At 64.3% G+C, this 8,683-nt stretch carries 7 protein-coding genes; 3 read left to right on the top strand and 4 right to left on the bottom strand.

The annotated features are described in order from the left end of the window. Positions 1-12 precede the first annotated feature (12 nt). From JOZ76_RS07600 to JOZ76_RS07590, 3 genes are all read right to left on the bottom strand, one after another. Positions 13-888, bottom strand: coding sequence for a F0F1 ATP synthase subunit gamma (locus tag JOZ76_RS07600; protein ID WP_291698010.1), 876 nt, complete (start codon positions 886-888; stop codon positions 13-15). A 154-nt stretch (positions 889-1,042) separates the two neighbouring features. Beyond that, positions 1,043-2,572: a F0F1 ATP synthase subunit alpha gene (gene atpA / locus JOZ76_RS07595; RefSeq protein ID WP_291698009.1), complete on the bottom strand. Its 1,530-nt coding sequence runs from the start codon at positions 2,570-2,572 to the stop codon at positions 1,043-1,045. Beyond that, complete coding sequence (locus tag JOZ76_RS07590) at positions 2,572-3,132, bottom strand: F0F1 ATP synthase subunit delta (protein WP_291698008.1); 561 nt, start codon at positions 3,130-3,132, stop codon at positions 2,572-2,574. The genes atpA and JOZ76_RS07590 overlap by 1 nt, the downstream gene beginning before the upstream one ends. Positions 3,133-3,764: 632 nt before the next feature. Here JOZ76_RS07590 and JOZ76_RS07585 point away from each other — a divergent pair. Then, positions 3,765-4,295, top strand: coding sequence for a septal ring lytic transglycosylase RlpA family protein (locus JOZ76_RS07585; RefSeq protein WP_291698007.1), 531 nt, complete (start codon positions 3,765-3,767; stop codon positions 4,293-4,295). Positions 4,296-4,516: 221 nt separating this feature from the next. Here JOZ76_RS07585 and JOZ76_RS07580 read toward each other — a convergent pair whose 3' ends face one another. Further along, positions 4,517-6,727 (bottom strand): primosomal protein N', encoded by a 2,211-nt coding sequence (locus JOZ76_RS07580; protein WP_291698006.1) that lies wholly within the window; start codon positions 6,725-6,727, stop codon positions 4,517-4,519. 113 nt (positions 6,728-6,840) lie between these two features. Between JOZ76_RS07580 and JOZ76_RS07575 the strand changes: the two genes are divergently transcribed. Both JOZ76_RS07575 and JOZ76_RS07570 read left to right on the top strand, forming a co-directional pair. After that, positions 6,841-7,812, top strand: a complete 972-nt coding sequence (locus JOZ76_RS07575) for a tyrosine recombinase XerC (protein ID WP_291698005.1) — start codon at positions 6,841-6,843, stop codon at positions 7,810-7,812. Between the two features lie 99 nt (positions 7,813-7,911). Then, a complete protein-coding gene (locus JOZ76_RS07570; protein ID WP_291698004.1) occupies positions 7,912-8,502 on the top strand; it encodes a DUF4337 domain-containing protein in 591 nt (196 codons plus the stop codon). Positions 8,503-8,683: the final 181 nt, after the last annotated feature.

Raw genomic sequence — 8,683 nt, 5'->3', positions numbered from 1 at the left:
CTCTGAACCTTGCTAGACCGCCTCGGCACCGGAGATGATTTCGATCAGCTCCTTGGTGATCATCGCCTGGCGGGTGCGATTGTAGATCAGCGTCTGCTTGCGGATCATCTCGCCGGCGTTGCGGGTGGCGTTGTCCATCGCCGTCATCTGCGCGCCATAGAACGAAGCGTTGTTCTCAAGCAGCGCGCGGAACACCTGCACCGCCAGGTTGCGCGGCAACAGGCGCGTCAGGATCTCATCTTCCTCGGGCTCGTATTCGTAGGAGGTCGCGTTGCCGTTGGCCGCCGTCTCTTCCATGACGAGCGGGATGATCTGCTGTGCGGTCGGGACCTGGGCGATGACCGATCTGAAGCGCGAGAAGAACAGGGTGCAGACGTCGAACTCGCCGGCCTCGAAGCGGGCGATCACCTTTTTGGCGATGTCCTCGGCGTTCTTGAAGGCGAGCTGGCGCACGCCGCGCAGATCGACATGCGCGATGATCTGCTTCTCGAACTGACGGCGCAACTGCTCATAACCCTTGCGGCCGACGCAGAAGAACTTGACCTCCTTGCCCTCGTTCATCAGGGCGATCGCACGCTCCCGCGCCAGCCGCACGATCGAGGAATTAAAGGCTCCCGAGAGGCCGCGCTCGCCGGTGCAGACCAGCAGCAGATGCACCTGGTCCTTGCCGGTGCCCGCGAGCAGCGCAGGTGCGCCCGGAGAACTCGCGGCAGCGGAGGCGATGTTGGAAATCACCGCGGCCATCTTGTCCGCATAGGGGCGCGCGGCTTCGGCCGCGGTCTGCGCGCGGCGCAGTTTCGAGGCCGCCACCATCTGCATGGCTTTGGTGATCTTCTGCGTCGCCTTGGTGGAGGCGATGCGGACCCGCATGTCTTTCAGTGACGGCATTTCTTAAGCTCACCCCGGCGATCGACCTTAGGATCTGACCGCTAAACCTCACTTTTCGTCATGCCCGGCCTTGTGCAGGGCATCCACGTCTTGGCTCTCCTTCACGTCAAAGACGTGGATGGCCGGGACAAGCCCCGCCGTGACGGCACCGAGATTAAGAAAACGACTTCGCGTAGCCCTCGACCGTCGCCTTCAGCTTGGCGGCCGAGTCGTCTGAGAGGTCGCGGGTGTCGCGGATGGTGTTGAGCAGGTCGGTATGCTTGCTGCGCAGCAACGACAGCAGGCCCTCCTCGAAGGCCGAGACCTTGGCGACCGGAATCGGATCAAGATAGCCGTTGGTGCCGGCCCAGATCACGCAGACCTGCTCTTCCATCTTCAGCGGCGAGAACTGCGGCTGCTTCAAGAGCTCGGTCAGACGCGCGCCGCGGCTCAGCAGGCGCTGCGTGGCGGCGTCGAGGTCGCTGCCGAACTGCGCAAAAGCCGCCATTTCGCGGTACTGCGCGAGCTCGCCCTTGATCTTGCCGGCGACCTTCTTGGTCGCCTTGGTCTGCGCCGAGGAGCCGACGCGCGACACCGACAGACCGACGTTCACGGCGGGCCGGATGCCCTGGAAGAACAGATCCGTTTCCAAAAAGATCTGGCCGTCGGTGATCGAGATGACGTTGGTCGGAATGTAGGCCGACACGTCGTTGGCCTGGGTTTCGATCACCGGCAGCGCGGTGAGCGAGCCGTTGCCATTGTCGTCATTGAGCTTGGCGGCGCGCTCCAGCAGGCGCGAATGCAGGTAGAACACGTCGCCCGGATAGGCTTCGCGGCCCGGCGGACGGCGCAGCAGCAGCGACATCTGGCGATAGGCCACCGCCTGCTTCGACAAGTCGTCATAGATGATGACCGCGTGCATGCCGTTGTCGCGGAAATATTCGCCCATGGTGCAGCCGGTGAACGGGGCGATGTACTGCATCGGCGCCGGGTCGGAGGCGGTCGCCGCGACGATGATCGAATATTCCAGCGCGCCCTGCTCCTCGAGCACCTTGACGAACTGGGCGACGGTGGAGCGCTTCTGGCCGATCGCGACATAGACGCAGTAGAGCTTGATCTTCTCGTCACCGGTCGCGTTCAGCGGCTTCTGATTGAGGATGGCGTCGAGCGCGATCGCGGTCTTGCCGGTCTGGCGGTCGCCGATGATCAGTTCGCGCTGGCCGCGGCCGATCGGGATCAGCGCATCGATTGCCTTGAGGCCGGTCGCCATCGGCTCGTGCACCGATTTGCGCGGAATAATGCCGGGCGCCTTGACGTCGACGCGGCGGCGCTCGGTCGCCCGGATCGGGCCCTTGCCATCGATCGGGTTACCGAGGGCGTCCACGACGCGGCCGAGCAGGCCCTTGCCGACGGGCGTATCGACGATGGCGCGGGTGCGCTTCACCGTCTGGCCTTCCTTGATCTCGCGGTCGGCGCCGAAGATCACGATACCCACGTTGTCGGTCTCGAGGTTGAGCGCCATGCCGCGGGTGCCGTTCTCGAACTCGACCATCTCGCCGGCCTGGACATTGTCCAGACCGTAGACGCGGGCGATACCGTCACCGACGGACAGCACCTGCCCGACTTCGGAGACCTCGGCCTCCTGGCCAAAATTCTTGATCTGGTCCTTGAGGATCGCGGAAATCTCCGCGGCGCGGATGTCCATCAGCCTGCCTCTTTCATCGCGTTCTTGATCGAATTGAGTTTGGTGCGGAGCGAGCTATCGACCATGCGGCTGCCGAGCTTGACGACCAGGCCACCGATGATCGAGGGATCGACCTTCACATTGAGCGTCACGTCCTTGCCGGTCACCGATTTCAGCGCGGCTTTGAGGGCGTCGAGATTCGTGTCCGACAGGGCTTCGGCGACGGTGACGTCGGCGGTCGCCTCGCCCTTGAATTTCGCGACCAGCGCGCGGAACGCGCGGATCACATCAGCGACCGCGAACAGCCGCCGGTTGGCGGTCAGGACTTTCAAGAAATTGGCGGAAACGCCGGAAATCTCGGCTTTCTCGAGCACGGCGCTGAGCGCCTTCATCTGCGTATCGGCCGAAAACACCGGGCTGCGGACCAGCCGCTTCAGATCATCACTCTCGGCCAGCAGCCGATCGAACTGAGCAAGATCGGCCAGCACCGCGTCGATGGACTGTGCATCGCGGGCCAATTCGAACAGGGCCGTCGCATAACGACCGGAGACTCCCGAGACGGACGGATCTTCTGTGGCCACAGACTTAGCTCTTTCAGCTGTCAAACTCGCAAGGTTGAAAAACCGTCGCCACGGGTGCAGCGCCTAGCGATTCAAGCCCTTGGAATTCAAGCGGGACTTCGATTTTTAACCGGCGCAGGGTCGCGACGGCGCCTTAAAAATCGCGGCTTTGCTATCATAGCGAAAGCGCAGGTGCAACATGACGCAGCCTGCGACTCCAATGAATCAGACGACCTGCACCGCGACTGATTGCCCGCCGTCGCGTCCTGACGACTGACCTTGCCACCCCTCCTCATGATACCCGCGCGAGCTCGCCGCTCGTGCGGTTTGCCATGCTCAGAGCTCATACCCCTCCTTGCTGGGCTGCAAAGGACGGCTCGCCGCCGCAGTACTTGGCCAAAGCTTGCAATACTAAATTTTGATTTAACTATACTGTATAGCCGAGTATTAGTTTGTTAATCTGTTTTTAGTTCGCAAGATTACGGAACTTCTATCGAATAGCGGACTGCCGCGACAATAGATTGGTCTGAGGCGCGCGCACCTTTACTGCCTAATTCATGCCGCATTAGGTGAGCAAACGGCGAATTCCTCACAACGAAACGGGGGCTTCACTGACCACACGCGTGGTTCTACTAACAAAAGGGACAGATTTAATGTTGAGGATACACAACTGTAAGGTGCGATCGAAGGTAAGATCCCACACCGCGATCGCGGCCTTCGTTGCAACTCTCGCCGTCGGCGGCACGGCGACCGAAGCTTCAGCGAAGTCGGGACACCATCACCATCGGCACCACGTCGCGACGCGCCACCACCATCACGATGCGACAACGGTCGCGGCGGCCTCCGACGCCGGTCCTGCTTCCTGGCTGAATGCCAATGCGTCGACCTTCCTCCACGCGGCGCGGTCGTTCTCCGGCGTGGCGTCGTACTACGGCAACGAATCTGGCCGCAAAACCGCCTCGGGCGAGCGCTTCAATCAGAACGCGATGACCTGCGCCCACCGCTCCCTGCCGTTCGGCACCAAGCTCCGGGTCACCCATGGCGGCCGCAGCGTCGTCGTTACCGTCAATGATCGCGGCCCCTTCATTCGCGGCCGAGTCCTCGACCTCTCCACGGGCGCTGCCCGGGCCATCGGCTTGACCGGCGCCGGCGTCGGCCGGGTCACCGCCGAAGTGATGTCCTAACCCCGCGCGCACAGCGCGATTCTTGCGGACAAACCTGGAAAGTCTTGCGTCCAGAACGGGGCGCAACAGATCTCGTTGCGTCAAAAAGAAACAGCCCGCCGTTTGGGGACGGCGGGCTTTTTTACGTGCTGTCGTTCCGGGGCGCGCGATAGCGCGAACCCGGAACCTCGACATTCCGGGTTCGCCCTTCGGGCGCCACGGAATGACGACGCCGGGCGTAGTCACAAAAAGCTCTGCGGATCGACGTCGACCTCGAGCTTGAGATTGCCCTTGGTTTTGGGACCGGCCGCCAGCCAGTCCCGCAGATAGGCCGACAGGTCGAAACCGCGCGCCGATTTCAGCAGCAGGCGGAAGCGGTACCGCCCCTTGATCACCGCAAGCGGCGCCTCCGCCGGCCCCAGCACCTGCACATGCTCATCGCGCGGCGCGCTGGAGGCGAGACGGCGCGCAAAGCCTTCCGCGGTCGGCCGATCGCCGGCCGAGATGATCAGGCTCGCGAGGCGGCCGAACGGCGGATAGAGCGTGCGCTCGCGGGCCTCGATCTCGCTGGCATAGAACGCCTCGCGATCGCAGGCGACCAGCGCCTTGATCACGGGATGCTCGGGCTGATGGGTCTGCAAAAAGCCGACGCCGCGGCCCTGGTCGCGCCCGGCCCGACCGACCACCTGATTGAGCAGTTGCCAGGTGCGCTCGGCAGCGCGCGGATCGCCATTATTCAGCCCCAGATCGGCATCCACCACGCCGACCAGATTGAGCCGCGGGAAATGATGGCCCTTGGCGACGAGCTGGGTGCCGATGATGATGTCGACGCGGCCTGCCGCGATCTCGTTGAGCTCTGCGCGCATGGTCTCGATCGAGGTGATCAGGTCGCTCGACAGCACCATGCTGCGCGCCTGCGGAAACAGGTGTGCCGCCTCCTCCTGCAGCCGTTCGACGCCGGGACCGACCGCGACCAGCGATTCCTGTGCCGCGCAATTCGGGCACACCGGCGGGCGCGCCATCGAGAAACCGCAGTGGTGGCAGACCAAGCGCTGGCGGAACCGGTGATCGACCAGCCAGGCGTCGCAGATCGTGCAGGCGAAGCGGTGTCCGCAGGCCCGGCACAGCGTCAATGGCGCATAGCCGCGGCGATTGAGAAACAGCAGCGCCTGTTCGCGCCGCTCGATCGCGAAACCAACCTGCTCGGCGAGCTCTGGGGAAATGAAGCGGCCGCGCGGCGGCGGCACGCGCTTCAAATCGATCGCCCGGATATGCGGCATGTGCTGGCCGCCGAAGCGCGAGGGCAGCAGCACGCGCTGATAGCGGCCCTTGCGGGCGTTGACCTCGGTCTCGACCGAGGGCGTGGCCGAGGCCAGCACGATCGGAATTTTTGCGATATGCGCGCGCACCACCGCCATGTCGCGGGCGTGATAATGCGTGCCGTCCTCCTGCTTGTAGGCCTGGTCGTGCTCTTCATCGATGACGATGAGGCCGAGATCGGCATAGGGCAGAAACAGCGCCGAGCGCGCGCCGACCACGACCGGCGCCTCGCCACCCGTGATCGCCGCAAAATTGCGCGCGCGTGTCCGCTGTGTCAGCTCCGAATGCCATTCGATCGGCCGCACCCCGAAGCGGCGCGTAAAACGGTCCAGAAACTGGCCGGTCAGGGCGATCTCCGGCATCAGGATCAGCGACTGTTTCCCACGACGTACGGTCTCGGCGACCGCCTCGAAATAGACTTCGGTCTTGCCCGAGCCGGTGACGCCGTCCAGCAGCGCGACGTGGAAGCTGCCATTCGCGGCGAGCGCGCGCATGGCATCGACCGCCGCGCGCTGCTGGCGCGAGAATTCCGGCTGCGCATGGGACGGGTCGGGCGGTGGGGGCGGCGGCGGCCGTGGCATTGGCTCGATGGTGAGCGTGCCTTCGTCGACCAGGCCGTCGACGACGGAGGTCGAGACGCCAGCTTCCTTGGCCGCTTCGGACTTGTTGTGCAAGAGGCGATCCGAGAGCACCTCGATCAGGCGCCGACGCGCGGGCGTCAGCCGCTTCGGCGGCTCGCCGACCAGGCGCACGCCGATGCGGGTCCGCTCCGGGCCGAGCTGCTCGCCCATCTTCAGGCACATCCGCAAAACCATGCCGCGCGGCGACAGCGTGTAGCCCGCGACCCAGTCGACGAGCGCGCGCAGCTCGCGTTTCAGCGGCGGAACGTCGAGTTTTTCGCCGACATCCTTCAGGCGGTTGTGCAGTCGCGGATCGGGTGTGGCGTTGTCCGCCCACACCACCGCGAGCACCTCGCGCGGACCGAGCGGCACGGCGACGACGTCGCCGGGCGCAAGCGCCATGCCGCGCGGCACGCGGTAGGAATAGGTCTGGTCCAGCGCGACCGGCACCAGCACATCGACGAAGGCCGTCGATGACGCAGCGGATGTGGTCTGGCGGATCGTGTGGTCCATCAAAGAAACGGTCTCGGAGCGCGACGGGAGAAGGTAACGCCAGCCGGCGAAGTTAGCGAACATTAAACGAACATGGTGCGATATAATTAAGAGAATCAGGGCATCCAATGCCGATGGCAAAACCTGTTCCCGCGATCGAACCGATCGCGCTTGCCTCTGCCGACGAGACGCTGGCGCGCGAGGTCACGCGCTGGCTCGCGTATCTGCGCGCCGAGCGGCGGCTGTCGCCGAAAACCCTGGAGGCCTATGCGCGGGACCTCAGGCAATTTCTCGATTTCTTGTGCGGCCATTGGGGCGAGCGCGTCACGCCAAAGCGCTTTGCTGCGCTCGAGGCCATCGACATCAGGGCGTTCATGGCGATGCGGCGCGCCGACGAGATTGCCGGACGCTCGCTGATGCGCACCCTGGCAGGCCTGCGCTCGTTCGGGCGTTTTCTCGAACAGGAGGGCCGCGGCCGCGTCGGCGCACTCTCGGCGATCCGCGCCCCCAAGGTCCCAAAGAGTCTGCCGAAGCCGATCGGGATGGTGCCCGCAAAGCGGCTTGCGGATGCGGACGAGCGGGCACACGAGACTCGCGAACAATGGATTTTGGTGCGCGATGCCGCCGTGATGGCGCTGCTCTACGGCTCGGGGCTGCGCATCTCCGAAGCGCTGAGCCTGAAGCGGCGGGATATCCCAAAGCCCGGCGAGGGCGACGTGCTCATCGTCACCGGCAAGGGTAACAAGACACGCATGGTGCCGGTGCTGCAGAACGTCCTGCAGCTCGTTGCCGATTATGTGGCGGCCTGCCCGCATGCGCTGCCGCAGAGCGGACCGGTTTTCGTCGGCGCGCGCGGCGGCCCGCTCAGCCCCCGAATCATCCAGCTCACCATGGAGCGGATGCGCGGCGCGCTGGGGCTGCCGGACAGCGCCACCCCGCACGCGCTGCGGCATTCCTTTGCAACGCACCTGCTGTCGCGCGGCGGCGATCTGCGCGCGATCCAGGAACTGCTCGGCCATTCCTCGCTTTCGACCACGCAGGTCTATACCGGCATCGACAGCGAACGCCTGCTCGAAGTCTACCGCCAGGCGCATCCGCGCGGCTGACAAGGGCTGAACAAGATCCCGTCATATCCTGTTGCCCCTTGCACGATAACGGTTTGTTCGGCAATCGTCATTGCCGCAAACCCGGAGCAGGAGGGGACCTTGAGCGCACATGAAAGCATGGAGCACGCCGAGCACGCCGAACATGCGTCCGGCGAGAACCGCAAGATCGCACTGTTGATCGCGGTGATCGCACTGTTCCTTGCGCTGTCGGAGACCCTGGGCAAGGGCGCGCAGACCGAATCGATCAGCAAGAATGTCGAGGCCTCGAATCTCTGGGCGTTCTTCCAGGCCAAGACCATCCGCCGCACCGTGGTGCAGACCGCGGCCGACCAGGGCAAGCTGGCCCTGGGCTCAGCCGGCGATGACGCCGCAAAGACTGCGCTGCAGAAGCAGGTCGACGATTGGCTGGCGACCGCGGCGCGCTACCGCTCGGAAGAGAAGACCGGCGAAGGCACCGAGCAACTTTCCGAGCGCGCCAAGGAGGCCGAAAAGGAACGCGACGAAGCGACGGCGAAATACCATCACTATGAGCTCGCCTCCGCGGCATTCCAGATCGGTATCGTGCTGGCATCGGCCACCATCATCACCGGCATCATGGCGCTGGCCTGGGTCTCCGGCCTCCTGACCATCGCCGGCATCGTGATGACCGCCCTCGGCCTCTATTTCCCGCATCTGCTGCATCTGCATTAGCGATGTGCACAACGCACCCGCGCAAATCACCTCCGCTGTCATGCCCCGCTTCAATGTTTAGTCCGAGGACATGGTCGACACCGTTCCGGGGACATCACCGACACTTTTGGCTGCCGTCAAGTCGATGGTTGCGATTTGATGGGAGGCGAAGAAAATTCCGAATTGGCGATCGCTTGCGGTG

This window comes from Bradyrhizobium sp., from assembly GCF_019244115.1.
Classification (GTDB): Bacteria; Pseudomonadota; Alphaproteobacteria; order Rhizobiales; family Xanthobacteraceae; genus Bradyrhizobium.
The sequence above is the reverse complement of the archived record's forward strand: the minus strand, read 5'-3'. Positions and strand labels throughout refer to the sequence as shown.

Coding starts and splice junctions, on each gene's coding strand:
- JOZ76_RS07600 (WP_291698010.1), bottom strand. CDS start 888: ATGCCGTCACTGAAAGACATGCGGGTCCGCATCGCCTCCACCAAGGCG.
- atpA (WP_291698009.1), bottom strand. CDS start 2,572: ATGGACATCCGCGCCGCGGAGATTTCCGCGATCCTCAAGGACCAGATC.
- JOZ76_RS07585 (WP_291698007.1), top strand. CDS start 3,765: ATGTTGAGGATACACAACTGTAAGGTGCGATCGAAGGTAAGATCCCAC.
- JOZ76_RS07580 (WP_291698006.1), bottom strand. CDS start 6,727: ATGGACCACACGATCCGCCAGACCACATCCGCTGCGTCATCGACGGCC.
- JOZ76_RS07575 (WP_291698005.1), top strand. CDS start 6,841: ATGGCAAAACCTGTTCCCGCGATCGAACCGATCGCGCTTGCCTCTGCC.